The organism is Polaribacter sp. Hel1_33_96 (genome assembly GCF_002846595.1).
Lineage (GTDB): Bacteria > Bacteroidota > Bacteroidia > Flavobacteriales > Flavobacteriaceae > Polaribacter.
On record NZ_PJMV01000001.1, the window covers coordinates 1,553,731 to 1,574,222 of the forward strand.

The following is a 20,492-nucleotide window of genomic DNA, read 5'->3' on the forward strand; positions in this document are numbered from 1 at the left end:
AGATTTATGAAAAAAATTGGAATTTTCCTTTTTTCCCTTGTTCTAATAACAAACTCTTTTGCTCAAGCAAAACAGGGCCACACTAATCAAAATAAATTTAAACAATTAAAACAAGAACTACCAACGCCAAATGCAGAAAGGACGGCCTCTGGAGCTCCAGGTAAAGCATACACGCAACAGAAAGTTGATTATGTTATGGACATCATTTTAGATGATGATAAAACCAAAATAACAGGTTCAGAAATTATTACGTATCATAATAATTCAGCTGATGATTTGTCCTATCTATGGGTTCAGTTAGACCAGAATATGAGAGCTGCAGATTCCAAAACTCCAGATATTTCTCCAAGCTCTATTTCTAAAAAAATGAGTATACGCCGTTTTAAAAGAAATTTTCCTGAAGAACGTTTTGATGGTGGTTTTAATATTATGAGCGTTACAAATAAAGATGGTAGTAAATTATCTTACACCCTAAACCAAACGATGATGCGCATCAATCTTGTAAAGCCTTTGGCTTCGGGAGAAACGTTTAAATTCAATATAAAATGGTGGTATAACATCAACAATCATAGAACACAAGGTGGTAGATCTGGTTATGAGCATTTTACAGAAAATGGCAATAATAATTATGTAATTGCACAATTTTATCCAAGACTGTGCGTGTATGATAATGTAGAAGGTTGGCAGAACGATCAATTTTGGGGAAGAAGTGAATTCGCTTTGGAGTTTGGAGATTTTACAGTAAATATAACCGTTCCAGAAGATCACATGTTAGGAGCCACTGGAGTTTTACAAAATGAAAAAGAAGTTTTATCAAGAAAAGAACTAAAACGATTAGCGAAAGCGAGACAAACTTTCGATAGTCCTATAATAATTAGAACACAAGAAGAAGCAGAAAAGATTGAAAAAGCTCGTTCTAAAAAAACGAAAACTTGGAAATTTATTGCTAAAAACGTACGTGATTATGCCTTTGCAACTTCCAGAAAATTTATCTGGGATGCGATGGCTGTAGACATTAATGGCAAAACTGTAATGGCATATTCTTTATATTCTAAAGAAGCAAATCCTTTGTATGGAGATCATTCTACAAAAGCAGTTGCGCAAACTTTAAAAACATATTCTAAATACACTTTTGATTACCCGTATCACAAAGCAATTTCTGTCGATGGCCAAATGGGCATGGAATACCCACAAATTTGTTTTAACCCAGGTAGACCAGATTTGCCAAATGGTGGTTATTCCGATAGAATGAAGTATAGAATGATTAAAGTTACCATTCACGAAGTGGGGCATAACTACTTCCCTATGATTGTAAATTCTGACGAAAGACAATGGACTTGGATGGATGAAGGTTTAAATTCTTATATGGAAATGTTAGCCGAATTAGCTTACGATCCTAATTTCCCAATTACAAGAGGCTATCCTAAAAATATTATTAAATATATGGGTGGAGATCAGTCTAAAATTGCGCCAATTATGTCTAAAGGAGATAATGTATATAGTTTTGGAAGTAATGCTTATGGCAAGCCCGCAACTGCTTTATGGATTTTACGTGAAACTATTATGGGTAAAGAATTATTTGACCATGCTTTTAGAACCTATTCTCAAAGATGGATGTTTAAACATCCTTCTCCAGCAGATTTCTTTAGAACGATGGAAGATGCCTCTGGTGTAGATTTAGATTGGTTTTGGAGAGGATGGTTTTACACGACAGATGTTACGGATATAGGCATAAAAGGTGTGAAGAAATATCAAACAAATTCTACAGATAGTTCTGTGGAATTTATTGAAGATACATCGGAAGGTTTAGGCTTTACAAAAAAAGTTGAAAATTCAAAATATCATTATGAAATTACTTACAATAAGCCGGGTGGATTAGTGATGCCAATTATTATAGAATTTACTTATAAAGATGGCACAAAAGAAAGAAAAACATATCCTGCGCAAATTTGGCGATATAATGATAAAGAAGTTACTAAAGTATTTTCATCATCAAAAGAAGTTGAAAGTATGAAGATTGATCCAGATTTAGAGACTGCCGATGTTGATATTTCAAATAATAGTTTCCCAAAAGAGAAATCAAATAAATTTGAAAAATTTAAAAAGAATATAAAAGGATAAAATTTATTGAAAATTAGCTAAAAAGGCAATCTAAATTCAGATTGTCTTTTTTTTATGATAAAAATATGTTAAAACCTAAACATTCTTTAACGTATGTAAAGAGTTATCGTTAATTTCGAGGTCATTTTTAAATCAAATAAAAATAAATCAAAATGAAAAAAATCTTCCCATTAGTATTCTCTTTATTCTTTGTGGTGTTTACAAATTTTGCTCAAGAAAAAAAAGAAGCAAAGAAAACACAACAAGGCCACATTGATCAAAACAAATTCAGACAAATGAAAGATGTTTTGGCAACCCCTAATGACCAGCACACAGCTTCTGGTGCTCCTGGCCATCAATATTCTCAACAAAAAGTTGATTATTTAATGAATATTCGCTTAGAAGAAAGTACGAACATAATTTATGGTGATGAAAAGATTACCTATCAAAATAACTCTAAAGACCATTTAGAGTATTTATGGGTACAATTAGATCAAAATATGAGAGCAGATGATTCTAAAACTCCTTTAGCTACTTCTGGTAGTGCTGCTGCATTTATAACACCTAACAACTTTCAAAGCACCTACATGAAAGAAGGTAAAGGTTTTGGTTTTAACATTGAAAAAGTAGAAACCAATGACGCTCCATTATCTCATTTTATCAACAGAACAATGATGCGTATTAATTTACCTAAAGCATTAGCTCCTGGTGAATCTTTCAAATTTAGAATTAAATGGAACTATAAAATAAATGACATTAATAAGGATGGTGGACGTTCTGGTTTAGAAACTTTTCCTGATGGAAATAACAACTATACGATTGCTCAGTTCTTTCCAAGGTTAGCCGTTTATGACAATGTAGAAGGATGGCAAAACATGCAATTCTGGGGAAGAAGTGAATTTGCTTTAGAATTTGGAGATTATGAAGTAAATTTAACAGTGCCTGCTGATCATATTGTAGATGCAACCGGTGTTTTACAAAATGAAAAAAATGTTTTATCTAAAACACAACGCAAACGTTGGGAAAAAGCAAGAAAGAGTTTTGATAACCCAGTATTCATTGTAACCCAAGAAGAAGCGGAAAAAGCTGAAAAAGTGCGCGCTAGTGGCACAAAAACTTGGAAATTTAAAGCTCAAAGAGTAAGAGATTTTGCTTTTGCATCTTCAAGAAAATATATTTGGGATGCAATGGCGACCAACGTAAATGGTAAAACTGTAATGGCCGTTTCTCTATATCCAAAAGAAGGAAATCCTTTATGGGAAGAGCATTCTACAAGAGCGGTTGCACATACCCTTGTTGAATACTCTAAATTAACTTTTGATTATCCTTACCCAAAAGCTATTTCTGTTCACTCAGAAAGACAAGGAATGGAATATCCAATGATTTGTTTCAACTTTGGTCGTCCAAATGCTGATGGAACGTATTCTGATAGAACTAAAAAAGGAATGATTGGTGTAATTATACATGAAGTTGGACATAACTTTTTCCCAATGATTGTAAATTCTGATGAAAGACAATGGACATGGATGGATGAAGGTTTAAACTCTTTTGTAGAGATTTTAGCAGAATTAACATACGATTCAGAATTATTTGCTACCAATCCTGCAAAAAAGATTACAAGATATATGGGTGGAGATCAAAGTAATATTTCTCCTATCATGTCTCAAGGAGATTATGTAAAACAATTTGGTCCGAATGCATACTCAAAACCAGCCGCTGGTTTATACATGTTACGTAAAACTATTATGGGTCCTGAATTATTTGACCATGCATTTAGAACGTATTCTAAAAGATGGATGTTTAAACACCCTACTCCTGCTGATTTCTTTAGATCTATGGAAGATGCCTCAGGAATGGACTTAGATTGGTTTTGGAGAGGATGGTTTTACACAACAGATGTAACAGATATTGCAATTAAAGCAGTAAAAAGTTTATATTTAACAGACAAACCAAGTGAAAGAGTAACTAAATTAAAAGAACAATACAAGCAGTATTTTGAAGGTTTAGGAGACTTAGTATATATTACAGATAAAAAAGAAGATGCCAATGCATCAGCAATGGATAGCTATGCAAATGGTAAGGAAGTTCCATCTTTTATTTATTCTGTAGAATTTGAGAAGCCAGGAGGTTTAGTAATGCCAATTATTGTAGAGTTGACTTATGAAGATGGTTCTACTGAAAGACAAACTTTCCCCGCTCAAATTTGGATGAAAGATGACACAACTGTAAAAAGAGTATTTGCTTCAACAAGAGAAATTAAGAGTATTACGGTTGATCCAGATTTTGAAACTGCAGATGTAGATACTTCTAACAATAGCTGGCCAAAGAAACAAGCTGACAAGTTTGACCAATTTAAAAATAAAGTAAAAGGATAAACTACTTTTAGTAAAATAGTAAAACAAAGAAACCTCATAAATTTATGAGGTTTCTTTGTTTTATGATAAGAAGCTTTTTATAATTTATAAATCTAAAAAAACATCATTGACTTCATATATATCTGTCTACTTATTTAACTAAGAAGTCCAGAATTTTCTCTTTTTATTTAATGCAACCTCTTCTTTTTTAAGGTCTTCTAATTCTTGTACAGATAATACTTTAAGAAATGATGGGTGTTGTTCAATAGCAAACTCAATCTTTGTTACAATATCCGAAATATCTTCATTCTCGTAATCAATTTCTAAAGGTTCTTTTATGACCATAGATTGTAAAACATTTTTTCTCTTAATACGTAATCCTTTTTTATCAAAAGAGCGTCTAAAACCGTCAATAACAATTGGCACCACCACTGGTTTGTATGTTTTAATGATATGTGCAGTTCCTCGTCTAATCGGTTTAAAAGGCGTCGTTGTTCCTTGCGGAAACGTAACAACCCAACCATCATCTATGGCTTTACCTATATTTGAAATATCTGAAGTTTTTACTTGTCTTTTAACATTTTCGCCTGCACTTCTCCAAGTTCTATCAATAGAGACAGCACCCGCATAGGCAAATATTTTAGGCAACAAGCCAGCTTTCATTGTCTCGCCAGCAGCAACAAAATAAAAATTTAATTTTGGATTCCATATATAACCAATATTCTTAATAGAGTCTTCTCTACCTTTTAAAGAAGCATTAAAAACATGAAACATAGCAGCAACATCTGCAAAATAAGTTTGATGATTAGAAATGAATAGCACTTTTTTATCTGGTAAATCTCTTAATATTTGTGAACCTTCAATTTGAAGGTTATTAAAATTACGATACCTGCTGTGAGAAATAACCCCGAAAAAGCGAATAATCCACTTCTTTATAAATAAATAATGTCCAAACGGATTCCTTTTAAATAGAGGCATTTTTACTACTTTTTTTATAGTTATACAAACAAAATTACAAAACAATTTAAGAACATGCTATTTTAAGAGTTCTTTAATTTCCGAGAGCATCATTGCGGTTGCCCCCCAAACTATGTGATCATTTAATTTGAAGCACGGTACCTCTATATTATTCATATAAGAAGTATTCATATTCACGGCGGTTATACTTGCTTCATTCAATAAATCACTTAATAAAACTTCAATTTCTTTTTCAACTTCATGGTTTAAAATAAAATCTGGTTTTTTAAAAATAGTACCTAAAAAAGGAGTTGCTAAAAAATTACTTGGAGGTATATATACATCCGTTAATTCTCTTATAATTTCTACAGATGAAGGTTGCACGCCCACTTCCTCTAAGGTTTCTCTTAATGCCGTTTTTTGTAAACTGGAGTCAGATTTTTCTATTTTTCCCCCAGGAAAACTTATTTGGGCGGAATGTGTGCCTTTATAACTTGCTCTTTTTGTTAATAGAAAGCAGGTTTCATTTTTTTTATTCGGATAAAACAATGCTAAAACAGCTGCTTTTTTTGGCTTACTAGCCACTATTTTCTCTTGATTATATTTAACGCGAAGTTTAGGCGCCATTTTAAACTGAGCCTCTAATCCTCCGAGTTTTTCTGTTTTTAGAACCCCTATTTTTTGGGTAAAGTCTTTAAAATTCATTTTGAATACCTACTTTTAACAAACTTATAATTTTATATAGCAAAATAACATTTTTTGGCAAGAATTTTGACGTATGTTCTACAAATAAAAGTATGAATAAAAAATATAAAAAATTAGGATTAAGTATCTTGTTGGATCTAATTGGTTTTTTAACAATTATACCTTTAGATTTAGTTTGGGCGCCAATTTCTGGTTATTTAATGACTAAAATGTATAAAGGTAAAAAAGGTAAAATTGCTGGTATTATTAGTTTTTTAGAAGAGATAATTCCCATAACAAATATTATTCCAACGTTTACAATTATGTGGTTGTATACCTATCTTTTCAGCAAAGATAATTCTCAAGAAGAAGAGGATATTATTATTAAAACCTAGTTATTTTCTTTAAACAAAAAACCAAGTCCTAATCTACTTAAAAACTTTTTTTCGAAAGTCCAGAAGAATTTAAACTGCCCAAATAACCAACCAACTATTGGCAATGTCAGTTGATAAATAGGAAATATTAATAGTATTCTTAATGGCCAATAAATCCATACTGAAATTATTTCTGGAGATAAACCTAAAAACTCAGTAATTGGCTTTGCTACCCAAGCAGCAAAAGAACCGTTTATTGCAAAAACAATAAAAATTGCGATTATGGACCAATTGGAATCTATACCCCAACGTTCTTTTAATTTATCCATTTAATTCTTTAGCTTTATTTGTTTTCTTTAACATTAACCAAACTCCTATGAATACTAAAGGAATACTCAAAACCTGACCTGTATTCAAAGAATTGAAAACCCAATCTTCCCTTCCAACTACTTGCGCTTCTTTTAAGAATTCTATAAAGAACCTTAAAGACCATAAAACAGTCATAAATAATCCAAATAAGAAACCTTCCTGTTGTTTTTTATCCGTTTTCCAATACAAATGCCACATTACAAAAAACAAGATTAAATAACTAAAAGCTTCATATAATTGCGTTGGGTGTCTTGCTGTTGTTTCACCCGCAGCTTTAAATATAACACCAAAGTTAGAACCCGTTTCTTTTCCATAAATCTCTGAGTTAAAGAAATTCCCGGATCTAATAAAAAAACCGGCCAAAGCGACCATAATTGCTAACCTATCCAAAATAAATAACCACGATTTCTGTAAATGTTTTTTTGCATAAAAATACATGGTAAAAATAATACCGATTGCTGCTCCATGACTTGCAAACCCGGTAAAACCTGTAAACTTCCAATCTTTAATGATGCCAAAAAGAGCACTCTCTCCTAATTGCTTTTTAAAAGGTAAAATAATTTCTAGTAAATGATTTTGATAATAATCCCAACTATAAAAAAACACATCTCCTAAACGCATACCAATGAGCATCGAAATAAAGGTGTACATGAATAACGTATCCAATTTTTCAATAGGAATTTCATCTTTGATATATATCTTTTTCATGAGATGTAAACCCAATAAAAATGCTGTTACAAACATCAAACTATACCAACGTACCACAAAAAAACCTAAATCAATGCCTAAGGATGGATCCCACTCTATTGCTAAAAAACTCATATTTTATTTATATTCTATTTTTAATTGAAAATGTACTGAGGCAATCTTTGATTAAAAATCAAATTACTTTAATCTTCTTACTAGTACCGATATTAATTATTTATTCTTTTTTTTTTGGAACAGGATCATAACCACTTCCACCCCAAGGATGACAACTAAATATTCTTTTTATTGCCAACCAACCACCAGAAAATAAACCATGTTTTTGCAAAGCCTCAATAGTGTAATGTGAACACGTCGGACTGTATCTGCAAGCTGCTGGTGTTAATGGTGAAATTGCGCTTTGATAAAACCGCACCAATAAAATAAATGGATATGAAAGTATTTTCTTCAACTTAATTGATTGAAAAAGTTGTGCCTTCTTTACCGTCTTTTAACTGAATTCCCAATTCAATTAATTCATCTCTAATTTGATCTGATAGTGTCCAATCTTTATTTTCTCGTGCTTCTTTTCTTAACTTAATTAATAATTCTACTACACCATTTATTTTTTTTGAATTGTCTTCAGAATTTTCATTCATCAATCCTAAAACATCAAAAACAAACCCATTAATAGTTGTTTTTAATACTAAAATATCCTCAGAGGTTATGCTTGCTTTTTGTTCTTTTATTTGATTGATCACCTTTACAGCTTCAAATAAATGCGCAATTAAAACAGGTGTATTAAAATCATCATTCATTGCTGAATAACATTCTTTTTTCCACTTTTGAACATCAAACGTTGATGTTTTTCCAGCTTCAATTTTATCCAAGAGACGAACCGCTTCCATTAATTTTGAATGTCCTTTTTCGGAGGCTTCTAATGCTTCACCAGAAAAATCTAAAATGCTTCTATAATTGGCTTGCATATTAAAAAAACGAACGACACTCGCTGAAAATGGTTTCGGAAGAATCTCATTTTCTCCTGACAAAATCTCGTTTGGTAAAATAAAATTACCCGTAGATTTCGCCATTTTCTGACTATTTAACAACAACATATTAGTATGCATCCAATAATTTACTGGAGTCTTTCCGCTACACGTTTGTGATTGCGCAATTTCACATTCGTGATGTGGAAATTTTAAATCCATTCCACCTCCATGAATATCAAATTGTTCACCTAAATATTTTGTACTCATTACAGAACATTCTAAATGCCAACCCGGAAAACCATCACTCCATGGAGATGGCCAGCGCATAATGTGTCTCTCATCTGCTTTTTTCCAAAGTGCAAAATCTTGCGGATTTTTCTTATCTGATTGTCCATCAAGTGAACGAGTATTATGAATTAAATCTTCAACCTTTCTTCCTGAAAGAATACCATAATGACTGCTTTCATTATACTTTAAAACGTCAAAATATACCGAACCATTTATTTCATAAGCAAAACCTTTCTCCAAGATTTCTTTAATCATTTCTATCTGCTCAACAATATGACCTGTAGCGGTTGGTTCTATGCTTGGTGGTAAAAAATTGTAGTTTTTTAAGACATCATGAAAGTCTACTGTGTAACGTTGCACGACTTCCATCGGTTCAATTTTTTCGATACGTGCTTTTTTAGAAATTCTATCTTCACCTTCATCAGCATCGTTTTCTAAATGACCCGCATCTGTAATATTACGCACATAACGCACTTTATAGTCTAAATGCAATAAATATCTATAGACAACATCAAAGAACATAAAGGTTCTTACATTCCCCAAATGAGCATTGCTATACACCGTTGGCCCACAAACATACATACCTACATATCCGTCTGTTATGGTTTTAAAATTCTCCTTTTTTTTCGTTAAAGAGTTGTATACTTTAAGTTGATTTTCTTTGTAGCGTTCCATTAAAAAAGTGCCTATTTACAGCGGATAAATATAGGAACTTTAAAAAGAATAGCGAAATGGAATTTGTTAGAAGTTTGGTAAATTTAAAAGTAGTTATTTATCCAACATATTTTTTTCTTTTACTGTTTATCGTACTTTATTTTCCTTGAATTACAACTTTCTGTATAGTCCGCATTTACTTGACTGATAACGAACATTGGATTTCTCTATCAATAAGACATTTTATTTATTTTGTATAAATCACTTTTTGCTATTTATAATGCCTAATTCAGAAGTAAAAACATTAGTGCTCCTAGTTTAATTATGCACCTATACTCTATTTGCAGCCAACATATTATTTTAGAATAGAGCGCCCCTATTTAAAAAATTATGAAACCGACTCTTTTGCAGACTTTATATTCTTTAAAAATGTTTTTATGCTGATAAAATTTTTAAGACCTAAAATCTTTCCTATTATTCTATAAATAGTTTATTTTTACTGTGAATTTTTTATTTTACAATGGTTAAAAAAACGTCTGCATTACATGAAAAAGAAGGTATTTCTAAACCAGAAACAACCAATAAATCTGCTGCAGAAAAAATTAAAACCAGTAGAGCAAAACAAAATTCTGTGGATGAATTTGTTGCTAAAATCTTAACAGGAGATATCACTTTTTTAAGCAGAGCCATTACGCTAGTAGAGAGTACCAATGCCAAGCATCAACAAAAAGCAAATGAAATTTTAGAACGCTGCTTGCCCTCTGCAAATAATTCCATAAGAATTGGTATTACAGGTGTTCCAGGTGTTGGAAAAAGCACATTTATTGAAGCTTTTGGAAAACATTTAACAAAGCAAGGCAAAAAAGTCGCTGTACTCGCTGTAGACCCAAGTAGCTCTGTAAACAAAGGTTCTATTTTAGGAGATAAAACAAGAATGGAAGAATTGGTTACTGATAAAAATGCTTTTATTAGACCTTCTCCTTCTGGCACATCGTTGGGCGGAGTTGCGCAAAAAACACGCGAAAGCATCATTCTATGTGAAGCCGCCGGTTTTGATACTATTATAATTGAAACTGTTGGCGTTGGGCAATCTGAAACCGTTGTACACTCCATGGTCGACTTTTTTTTATTATTAAAATTGGCGGGAGCTGGCGATGAATTGCAAGGAATTAAACGCGGAATTATAGAAATGGCAGATGCTATTGTGATTAACAAAGCTGATGGAGATAATGAAAAGAACGCTAAAATTGCCAAAGTTGAATTTAATAGAGCTTTGCACTTATACCCCATAAAAGAAAGCAACTGGCAGCCGAAAGTAATCACTGCAAGTGCATTACTGCATATAGGTATTTCAAAAATTGATAAAATGATTGTTGATTATATCTCTTTAACAAAAGAGAACGGCTATTTTACACTGAAAAGAAATAACCAAAATAAATATTGGTTATTAGCCACTATAGAACAACAACTAAAAGACAATTTCTATCAAAAAAAGAAGATTAAAAAAGCACTAGAAAAAGAAATTAACAATTTAGAAAACGGAAAAACAACCCCGTTTAACGCTGCAAAAAGATTGTTGAATATATAAGCTGCTAACATTACATAAATAAGTTAAAAAAAAAATCGTTTGATAATTTATTTCAAAAAGCAATAAACCACAAAAGGATTATAAACAAATAAAGCTATCACAAGATATTTTAAAAAAGTATACTGGTACTTATTATTTAGAGGGTCGTAGTGTGCTTAATATAATAATAGAAAATAAGCGTATTTATATTAAGAGCACCAGAAAAACTGAAATAGTTCCCTATAAAAAAAATAAATTTTTCATAAAGGAAACTCCCTTGTCATTAAATTTTTATGAAGAAAAAGGTAAAATAATAAGCTTTGCTAAAATTGAAAATAGAATAATACAAAATTTTATAAAAATTGAATAATATCGTTAGTAAATAACGAAAAGCTACAACCAAGAACTGAACTAAAAAATAACCTTTTTTTCTTAAACTTTGGCAATAGATACTCTAAGTAGTAATTGTATTCTCAATTAGTTGCTGATTCACGGAATGAAATTATACACAAGACCTTTTCCTATAAAAAACAAAATAGAAGTACTTAAAAGTTTCCAGTCATACGAAAGAGTAAATTCATAAACAATATTTGATTTAAGTTATCCTATTTTTTTGTCTTACTATAATAACTTATATTTAAAATTCTGAAAATAGTTAGATGAATTATATAAAACCACTATACCCCTATATTATCGGTTGTATTATTTTGATGTTTACAACATCTTTCGCTGAAATATCAGTAATCAGCGGCAGTATTCAATTAGTTCTTTTTGGAACAATTGTACTCTATCCCATTTGGAAAACGGAAACTTTATCTTATGTAGATATAGGCTGGCCTTGGGGCTTAGTATGTATTGGATTAGTGACCTTATTTTTGGGTGAAGGTTACTCGTGGCGGGTTTGGGGTATTGGTGCTTTATATATTCTCATGGGACTTCGTATGGGTATTGGAGCTATTCAGTTTTGGTTAAAAGGATATATTCAGAAAGAATTACCGAGATACAGATATCAGCGAATAAGATGGGAAAGAAAAGGAAAAACAAATATTCAAGCAGCTATGCAAATAGATGCTTTAGTTCAAGGTTTGGCAAACGTTTCCTATTTAGCCTTACCTGCCTTTATTATTGCTTCTAACCCTAATCCAAATATATCCGTTTTTGAGGTAGTCGGTTTATTATTGTGGGTAGCTTCATTTATCCTTGAATCCATCGCAGATAAACAAAAGTTAGGATTTCTTAGACGAATGAAAACTGAAAAGCTACAGAATAAAGTTTGTGAAATAGGCTTATGGAAATACACCAGACACCCTAACTACTTTGCGGAGTGGACGATTTGGAATTCCTTAATAATTATTTCCATACCGTCTTGGTTAGCATTGCAATCTTCAGAATCATTAATAATTTGGGTTCTACTGGGACTTGCTTTGCTATTCGTCTCTATAATGATGTATAATACCTTGGTATACCTTACAGGAGCTATACCTTCTGAGTATTATTCTTTACAAAAAAGACCTAATTACAAGTCTTATACAAAAAGAGTAAATATGTTTTTTCCTGGATTTCGCAATAGAAAATAAAGAGAATAAAATATGGAAAATAAAAAAGTTCTCGTCAAAAAACAGAAATGCAATCAACCAATGGAAAAGAAAAGAATTTTGTTAATTTTATGATTTGAGAGATTCAAAACTATAAAATGACGGCCTGTAGCAAAGTAAATCGTCTATTGCTTCTTTTAAGTCTACTGAGAAAATCTTACGTTTTTTTTGGTTTGTTCTTTTCATTAAATTAGAATTTTAAACCTGAGACCAGCCATTTACAAATACAATGGTGAAAATATAAGACCGATAAAAAAATTGAATATGATGAAAAACATAAGATTGATCCTTATTTTGCTGATTTCATTTTCTTTATTGCTAATACCATTAATAGCAATGCAATTTACCGACGAAGTTAACTGGACAATAATGGATTTTATAATCGCAGGGAGCCTTTTATTGACAGCGGGATTAATATCTGAATTTGTAATGAGAAAAATAACGAACATTAATTTCAAAATGGGACTCATAGCTGCTATTTTGATTATCTTAATACTAATTTGGATTGAGCTAGCTGTTGGCATATTTGAAACTCCTTTTGCTGGCGATTAAATAAAAAACATAAATACCTAATTACAATTGCTTTAAAAGCACTTATGTAAAGTTTTATTTTAAATATCATGAAACTTCTTTTCAACTTCAAATCTTAAAGTGTTTCAATAAAATAGACCTTAAGGGAATTGGGAAATTGAACATTAATTTAAAATAGTGTCGCCAAATTAGATAATAGAGTACATAATATTTAGATTGAACTAGACAGAAACAATACGCTAGCTAACACTTCATGAAATTTATAATTAAACTAGTAAAATGAAGCATTCAACAAACAACTTAACAGTCTTACCAACCTTATAAATAAAAGTTGTAAAACATTATTACTCTTTCGGATTAAAGGCTAGATAATTTTTATTAAGTTTGAAAGGGCTTTTGTTTAAATCAAAACTGACTTCACCTAAAATTAAGACCATGAAAAAAATTACGCTTCCTTTTCTAATATTCTTGATAGCTTCGGCAACCTTCGCACAATCTATAGATTCTATTTTTAAATCTGTCAAATACAGAAATATTGGTCCTTTTAGAGGTGGTAGATCTGTAGCTGGATCTGGTGTAATTGGAAATCCCATGATATATTATATGGGGAATACAGGCGGAGGGCTTTGGAAAACTGAGGATGGTGGTCAGCTCTGGAAAAATATTTCAGATGGCTATTTTAAAACTAGTTCAGTTGGGGCAATAGCAGTTTCTGAAAGTAATCCAAACATAATTTATGTGGGAATGGGTGAGCATGCTCCCAGAGCCGTAATGACTTCTTATGGAGATGGTGTTTATAAATCTACTGATGCCGGTAAAACATGGAAAAATGTGGGACTAAAAGCTACTCAGCATATATCAAGAATAGTAATACACCCAAAAAACCCAAATATCCTTTTCGTAGCAGCACAAGGAGCATTATATGGCCCTAATGAAGATCGTGGTATTTTTAAATCAGTAGATGGCGGCGTCAACTGGAGTAAAGTACTTTATGTAAATAATTTAACAGGTTGTGCAGAATTATCAATGGACTATAACAATCCTTTAGTAATGTATGCTGCAATGTGGGAACATCAGCGCTTGCCTTGGAAAGTGATAAGTGGAGGTGTCGGAAGTGGTCTCTACAAAACTACGGACGGAGGAAAAACTTGGAATAAAATTCACAAAGGCTTGCCAAAAGAGAAAGGTAAAATGGCCATCGCCGTGAGCCGCTCAAATTCTGAAAAAGTGTATGCTTTAGTTGAGAGTGACTCTGACAAAGAGTTGGGTGGATTATTCGTTTCTAACAATGCAGGAGCTAAATGGTCTAAAGTTTCTTCAGATCATAGTCTAATTCAAAGGGCATGGTACTATATAGAGTTGTTTATTGACCCTAATGATGATGAAAAAATATATGTACTCAATGCCAGTGCTCAAAGGTCAATCGATGGCGGAAAAACTTGGAAAACAATAACTGGGACACATGGAGATCACCATGATCTTTGGATTAATCCAAACAACAGTAAAAATATGATAATTGCGAATGACGGTGGCGCGGCTGTATCGTATAATTATGCAAAATCATGGTCACCCCAAAACAGAATGGCAACAGCACAGTTTTATAGAGTCAATACAGACAACTTGTTTCCTTACAATCTTTATGGCGGCCAACAAGATAATTCTTCCGTAAAAATTAGCAGCCTTGCACTAGGCAGCGGTGGTATAGATGAGCATAATTGGTCTCCATCCGCCGGAGGAGAAAGTGCTTTTTTAGCTTTTGACCCTGATAATCCGAGGTACGTGTTAGGAGGCAGTTATTTGGGAACCATTGAAATCTTAGATACCAAAGCTAAAGCCAGTACTCAGATTATGGCTGCTCCCATACAGTATTTGGGCAGAGATGGGAAAGATATGAAATATAGATATAATTGGAATGCACCAATCGTCCGTTCACAGCATGAAACAGACACATACTACCATGGTGCACAACTATTATTAAAGACGAGAGATAAGGGTCTAAATTGGGAAGAAATTTCTCCTGATTTATCCAACAATGAAAAGAAAAAACAAGGAAAAGGTGGCGGACCTTATACAAACGAAGCCGTAGGAGCCGAAAATTATGGCACATTAGCGTATGTTGTTGAGTCACCTCATGAAAAAGGAGTTATTTGGGCTGCAACTGATGATGGTGTTTTACAATTAACTAAAGATGGCGGAACAACTTGGAAGATTGTGACACCAAAAAGTCTTCCCGAGACTTTAATTAATTCGATTGAAGTCTCTCCTCACGATAAGGCAACAGCTTATATTGCGACAACACGATTCAAATTTAACGACTATACCCCTTCTATTTATAAAACTACAAACTATGGTAAATCATGGACCAATATCAGTTCTGGTATTCCAACAGGAGCCTATACAAGGGTTGTTCGAGAAGACACTAAGCGAAAAGACTTACTTTTTGCTGGTACAGAATTAGGTATGTACATATCTTGGAATGGTGGAAAACAATGGAAATCATTTCAATTAAATTTACCCATTACACCAATCACAGATTTAAAAGTTAGCCATGACGACTTAAGCATTGCAACCATGGGTCGATCTTTTTGGATATTAGATGATTTAGGATTAATACGCCAGTTTAAAGGAACTAATAAAGCTTTCGCGCTACTTCAGCCAGAGAATGCTGTTGTCGGAAACTGGAGAAGTCAATTAAATAGTAATTCAGATAGTTTCCGAGGTACAGATGATTCCCAAGGTGTTAATCCTGCTAATGGAATTGTATTTTACTATTATTTACCTAATGCCACAAAAGAGCAAGAATTAACTTTAGTGATTACAGATAAAGATGAGAACTTGGTCAGAACTATTAGCTCGAAACCAAATCCTAATTATATAAAATATCCAGGAGGCCCTTCACCTGAGCCTTTACTATCAAATAAAGTTGGACTTAATCGTTTTGTTTGGGATATGAGATATAATAATTTACCTGGAGCGCCCACTGCTTATATTGAAGGATCTTTTAGAGGTCATAAAGCGATGCCGAATGCATATACAGCTGCCATAAAACAAGACAATCAATCATCTAAAGTATCATTTAATATTTTACCAAACCCATTATATAATAGTACTAAAGAAGCATATCAAGAAACTCATGATTTCCAAATGAAAACTGGGGCAAATCTCACAGATATGCACATCAGAGTTCATAAATTAAAAAAAATGCAGCATAAAATCGCTATAATTTTGAAAGATTTACCCAGAGAAAAGAAATATAGCATGGTAATATCTAAAGGTGAAAAAATACTCAAGAAGCTTATATCTTGGGATGAAGACATGGTTCAACGTAAATCGAAAGCTTATGATGATGTAGAAAATTTTCCAAATAAATTCACAGCAGAATACATCTTCCTCATCAACCAAAATGACAGTGATTTGCCAATAGTCAATCAAGGATCAAAGGACAGACGCGTGGAGCTCGACCAACAATGGAAAATCCTTAAGAGCACTTCAGAAGAACTTATAAATACTATTATTCCTGCTTATAATAGTCTATTGTGGGATCATGGCATTGGAGCTCTTAACATAGAGTAAAAGTTGATAAAAATATGAAACAACTTATTACCTAGTATTAAAAATAATATCAAATTAATAGATTATAAACCTTAGTTATATAAAGACTGATACAATAATTACCCAAAATTAATCTCATGAAAACACTCAAACTGCTCCTTATTTGTCTTCTTCTTTTTCCATTAACCCTGCAATCTCAAAAAAGAAAAAAGAAAGTAACAGAACCTGCTATAGCAATTACAGACTCCTTATTTCATGGCTTAAAATGGCGAAATATTGGACCTTTTAGAGGAGGTAGAAGCGTTACCTCTTCGGGAGTCATAGGAAAACCTCATACCTATTACATGGGTGCTACTGGTGGTGGAGTTTTTAAAACTACTGATGATGGGATTACATGGAAAAATATCTCAGATGGTTTCTTTAAAACGGGCTCTGTTGGCGCTATAGCTGTTTCAGAAAGTGATCCTAATATTGTTGTTGTTGGAATGGGAGAACATGCGGCAAGAGGTGTTATGACTTCAATGGGAGATGGCGTATATAAATCTATGGATGCCGGAAAAACTTGGAAGCATTTGGGCTTAGATAAAACACGTCATATTTCTGATGTTGTAATTCACCCAACCAATTCTGATATCATTTATATTACTGCTCAAGGAGCGCAGTATGCGCCTTCAAAAGAACGAGGTATCTACAAAACTACAAATGGGGGAAAAACATGGAAAAATATCTTATCTGTAAATAACAATACTGGTGCTTCTTCTATGTCTATGGACATGACCAATCCTCGTATTTTATATGCTGCTATGTGGCAGCATCAAAGATACCCGTGGATTATGGAATCTGGTGGTGTAAATTCTGGATTGTTTAAATCTATCGATGGAGGAGATACATGGAATAAAATGAAAAAAGGATTGCCAAAAGCTTTTGGTAAATCTGGAATTTCTGTTTCTAGAGCAAACCCTGAACGTGTGTTCTCAGTGATAGAAGCAAAAGGTGAAAAAGGAGGTGTATATCGCTCTGATGACGCAGGAAAAACATGGAAACAAATAAATAGTAATCGTGTAAATATTGCACGTTCTTGGTATTATATGGAAATTTTTGCCGATCCTCAAAATGAAAATATTGTATATGTTTTAAACGCTCCTGTAATGAAATCTATAGATGGAGGTCAAAGTTTTTCTAATATTCCTGTACCGCATGGTGATAATCATCATTTGTGGATTAATCCAACAGACAACAATAACCTTATCAATTCAAATGACGGAGGTGCCAATATCTCTTTTAATGGAGGTAAAAGTTGGAGTACGCAACAAAATCAACCAACCTCTCAATTTTATCGCGTAATTACAGACAATTTAGTGCCCTATAATGTCTATGGTGGACAGCAAGATAATTCTGCTATTGGTATTGCTAGCAGAACCAATAATTCCGGAATAGATTGGAAAGATTGGTATTCTGTAGCTGGTGGAGAAAGTGCGTTTATTGCTTTCGACCCTGATGCTCCTGAGTTAGTTTACGGAGGAACTTATCAAGGAAATATTAGCACTTGGTCAAGAAAATCAAGAGAACAAAAATCAATTAAAGAATATCCAGAATTAGGCTTAAGTATTGCTCCTAAAGATTCAAAATATAGATATAATTGGAATGCTCCTATTATCACCTCCCCTCATAATAGAGCTACAGTGTATCATGCTGGAAATGTGGTTTTTAAAACAATAGATCAGGGAATTAATTGGTCAGTAATAAGTCCAGATTTAACTAAAAATGAAATTACCAAACATGGCCCAGGTGGTGGCCCGTATACAAATGAAGCCGCTGGTGGCGAAAATTATAATACACTTACTGCCTTGGTAGAATCAACTCATGAAAAGGGAGTGCTCTATGCCGGTAGTGATGATGGCCTTTTACATATCACAAAAAATGGTGGTGAAAGCTGGGAGAATATTACACCAGAAGGGATTAAAGACGGTATCATAAATAGTATTGATGTTTCCCAACATGATCCAGCTACTGCCTATGTTGTAATTATGAGATACAAATCTATGGACTTAAACTCTCATATTTTTAAAACAACCGATTATGGTCAAACTTGGACAAAAATTGTGAATGGTTTAGACGATCCTAATGGATTTGCAAGGGTGGTAAGGGCAGATAAAAAACAGCCCGGCTTGTTGTATGCAGGAACAGAAACAGGTTTGTATGTGTCTAATGATGATGGGGATCATTGGCAACGACTAAAACTAAACTTACCAGTAGTTGCTATCAACGATTTAATTATACAAGACAACGACTTAGTGGCCGCAACATCTGGAAGAGGCTTTTGGATTTTAGATGATTTAGGAGCGTTGCAAAATAAAAGTAGCCTCAACAAACCTATTGAAATTGTAAAACCCAAAGATACCTATAGAATTTTTGGCGGCACTTCTAAAGCTGTTGGTCAAGGACAAAACCCAAGAAGTGGTGTTACGTTTGATTATTATCTAGAAAAAAATATAGATTCTTTGCTCCTAACATTAGAGGTTTTACAGAACTCTGAGGTAATAAGAACGTATACTAATAAGAAAGATTCTAATTTTAAATCATGGCCTGGCGGCCCTTCTAAACCTCAAATTTTACCTTCTAAAAAAGGATACAATCGTTTTACTTGGGATTTTAGAAGAGACCCGCTCCCTTCTATACATCAGGTTTTTATTTTTGGTGGCTTAGCTGGCTCAAATGTTGCTCCAGGAAATTATACTTTAAGAATGACATTAGGAAGCGATGTTTCTGAAACCGTGGCAACAATTCTTCCAAATCCTAGAGTTGATTCTTCTCCTGAAGATTTTATAGAGCAACAAAAAATATTAGTTACAATAGAAGCTACCGTCAAACAAATGCATGAGTCTGTAAACCAAATGCGCTCTGCTAAAACACAGCTTACCAACTATGCCAAGCTTTTAAAAGGCAAAAAGAATGCAGATTCATTGATAGAAACAGGAGAGGCTTTGACTAAGCGCATCAATAGCTGGGAAGAAAATCTAATACAAGCAAAGCAAAAAACGTTTCAAGATGTTATTAATTTTAATAACAAACTTAATGCGCAACTTATTCAACTTAAAAGTTATCTAGATCAATCTAACCCCAAAGTTACCACAGGAGCTAAAGAAAGGTTTAAAGATTTAATGCAAGACTGGCAAGTATACAAAACTGAACGAGATGCCATTATAACAACTGAAATGAGTGCTTATAATGTACTTTATAAGTCTTTAGACATCCCAGCGCTTATAATGAGAAATGTAGAATAAAGGCTATATTTAAATGTTTAAACATTTTTATAAATTATGGCTCATGGAAAAAATTAAATATCTAAATATAAAATGTTTCGCAGCAGTTATTAAAACTAGCATTAAAAATTATGGGGATGTTTCAAAAAATCTTGTTTTTTAAATGTTTATGTGAAATCTTTGCCTTAAAAAAATCTCAATTTGAATAAAATGGTATAACTATAAAATTTGAAACTTAAAAAAGAATATTCACTCTTAAACTAATTCAATAATAGTTATTGATTTGAATAATTCTCTAAAAAGCTTACTGATCTTTTTGTCCAAAAATTTATTACATTCCAACTTATTAAGATTAAGTTTTTTTTTAGATTTCTTTAAAAACGATCTAAATTATTTAACATTTATATCAATCCGCTTATAACCATTATTCTTTTTTAAAAAAAATATCAAAATTTAAAGCACTTTGATTACTTTAAACTAACGTAAGTTTTGCTTTTAGTAATTTTACTATTAAATTCTAGTAAGCTCTCT

Annotated in this window: 14 protein-coding genes; 8 read left to right on the plus strand and 6 right to left on the minus strand. The window is 32.6% G+C overall.

Annotation, left to right across the window (positions count from 1 at the left end; translation table 11 throughout):
* The first annotated feature begins 6 nt into the window (after positions 1-6).
* The gene (locus ATE90_RS06935; protein ID WP_101451120.1) at positions 7-2,121 is read left to right on the plus strand and encodes a M1 family metallopeptidase; all 2,115 of its coding nucleotides are present in this window, start codon (positions 7-9) and stop codon (positions 2,119-2,121) included.
* Positions 2,122-2,273: 152 nt separating this feature from the next.
* A complete protein-coding gene (locus ATE90_RS06940) occupies positions 2,274-4,475 on the plus strand; it encodes a M1 family metallopeptidase (protein ID WP_036785842.1) in 2,202 nt (733 codons plus the stop codon).
* A 138-nt stretch (positions 4,476-4,613) separates the two neighbouring features.
* Here ATE90_RS06940 and ATE90_RS06945 read toward each other — a convergent pair whose 3' ends face one another.
* Both ATE90_RS06945 and ATE90_RS06950 read right to left on the minus strand, forming a co-directional pair.
* On the minus strand, positions 4,614-5,432 hold the full coding sequence (locus ATE90_RS06945) for a lysophospholipid acyltransferase family protein (protein WP_036785839.1): 819 nt from the start codon (positions 5,430-5,432) through the stop codon (positions 4,614-4,616).
* Between the two features lie 57 nt (positions 5,433-5,489).
* Positions 5,490-6,116: an NUDIX hydrolase gene (locus ATE90_RS06950; protein ID WP_036785836.1), complete on the minus strand. Its 627-nt coding sequence runs from the start codon at positions 6,114-6,116 to the stop codon at positions 5,490-5,492.
* 92 nt (positions 6,117-6,208) lie between these two features.
* Between ATE90_RS06950 and ATE90_RS06955 the strand changes: the two genes are divergently transcribed.
* A complete protein-coding gene (locus tag ATE90_RS06955) occupies positions 6,209-6,490 on the plus strand; it encodes a hypothetical protein (RefSeq protein WP_036785832.1) in 282 nt (93 codons plus the stop codon).
* Here ATE90_RS06955 and ATE90_RS06960 read toward each other — a convergent pair.
* From ATE90_RS06960 to cysS, 4 genes are all read right to left on the minus strand, one after another.
* The gene (locus ATE90_RS06960) at positions 6,487-6,798 is read right to left on the minus strand and encodes a DUF6787 family protein (protein WP_036785829.1); all 312 of its coding nucleotides are present in this window, start codon (positions 6,796-6,798) and stop codon (positions 6,487-6,489) included. The genes ATE90_RS06955 and ATE90_RS06960 overlap by 4 nt on opposite strands.
* Positions 6,791-7,660, minus strand: a complete 870-nt coding sequence (gene lgt / locus ATE90_RS06965; protein WP_036785826.1) for a prolipoprotein diacylglyceryl transferase — start codon at positions 7,658-7,660, stop codon at positions 6,791-6,793. Before lgt ends, ATE90_RS06960 begins: the two co-directional genes overlap by 8 nt.
* Positions 7,661-7,760: 100 nt before the next feature.
* Positions 7,761-7,994 (minus strand): membrane protein insertion efficiency factor YidD, encoded by a 234-nt coding sequence (gene yidD / locus ATE90_RS06970; RefSeq protein WP_036785823.1) that lies wholly within the window; start codon positions 7,992-7,994, stop codon positions 7,761-7,763.
* Between the two features lies 1 nt (position 7,995).
* The gene (cysS, locus tag ATE90_RS06975; protein WP_101451122.1) at positions 7,996-9,474 is read right to left on the minus strand and encodes a cysteine--tRNA ligase; all 1,479 of its coding nucleotides are present in this window, start codon (positions 9,472-9,474) and stop codon (positions 7,996-7,998) included.
* A 499-nt stretch (positions 9,475-9,973) separates the two neighbouring features.
* Here cysS and meaB point away from each other — a divergent pair, with 499 nt between their 5' ends.
* The 5 genes from meaB (at position 9,974) to ATE90_RS07000 (ending at position 19,982) form a co-directional block, all read left to right on the plus strand.
* Positions 9,974-11,041, plus strand: a complete 1,068-nt coding sequence (gene meaB / locus ATE90_RS06980; protein ID WP_036785817.1) for a methylmalonyl Co-A mutase-associated GTPase MeaB — start codon at positions 9,974-9,976, stop codon at positions 11,039-11,041.
* Between the two features lie 689 nt (positions 11,042-11,730).
* The gene (locus ATE90_RS06985) at positions 11,731-12,597 is read left to right on the plus strand and encodes a DUF1295 domain-containing protein (protein WP_200879723.1); all 867 of its coding nucleotides are present in this window, start codon (positions 11,731-11,733) and stop codon (positions 12,595-12,597) included.
* A 285-nt stretch (positions 12,598-12,882) separates the two neighbouring features.
* Positions 12,883-13,167: a hypothetical protein gene (locus ATE90_RS06990; RefSeq protein WP_036788158.1), complete on the plus strand. Its 285-nt coding sequence runs from the start codon at positions 12,883-12,885 to the stop codon at positions 13,165-13,167.
* A gap of 414 nt (positions 13,168-13,581) precedes the next feature.
* Positions 13,582-16,719 (plus strand): glycosyl hydrolase, encoded by a 3,138-nt coding sequence (locus ATE90_RS06995; protein ID WP_101451124.1) that lies wholly within the window; start codon positions 13,582-13,584, stop codon positions 16,717-16,719.
* Positions 16,720-16,835: 116 nt separating this feature from the next.
* Entirely contained in the window at positions 16,836-19,982 is a 3,147-nt protein-coding gene (locus tag ATE90_RS07000; protein ID WP_036785807.1) for a WD40/YVTN/BNR-like repeat-containing protein, read from the plus strand.
* The last annotated feature ends 510 nt before the right edge of the window (positions 19,983-20,492 follow it).